1 protein-coding gene is annotated in these 471 nt (G+C 36.3%); it reads left to right on the forward strand.

The genetic code is table 11. The features are described from left to right. A partial coding sequence (locus E0L37_RS21635) for a hypothetical protein (RefSeq protein ID WP_205655684.1) occupies positions 1-310 on the forward strand: 310 nt, incomplete at its 5' end. Between the last annotated feature and the right edge of the window lie 161 nt (positions 311-471).

Consider the following 471-nt stretch of genomic DNA (forward strand, 5'->3'; position numbering starts at 1 on the left):
CAATAAGCGTATTGATTACATTGTTGCTTATAAACAAGCACTTGAAGCGCACATACCTGCTCATGAACTAAGTCAACTCACATCAAGACGTATTGCTGAATACCCTGAATTTATTAATGGCTTTTTTACCTGCAGTAAAACCACGGCGGGTTATCGTGCCATTGCACTTATCGATGATTATATGAAAAGCGCAGAAATGGCAGCCTATATTCAGCAATTACACAGCCAAAGTAATCACCCTGATGACGCAAATGCCATGCTTGATATTTATTCAAAAAGTTATGGAATACGCTTTGAAAACAGTAACTAAGTGACTATTAATTACTGTACAAAATTAATTCAAAAAATATTTAAAAAATACTTGCGCAAATAAAAAAGCAGATCTATTATCTCGCCGCTTCTTGATGATAGCCAATCCGAGTACATTACAAACCCAGTTTGTAGCAAGGCGATAGAGCAACTATCCAAGAG

The sequence above is a fragment of the Alcanivorax sp. 24 genome, from assembly GCF_004360225.1.
Taxonomy (GTDB): domain Bacteria; phylum Pseudomonadota; class Gammaproteobacteria; order Pseudomonadales; family Alcanivoracaceae; genus Alloalcanivorax; species Alloalcanivorax xiamenensis.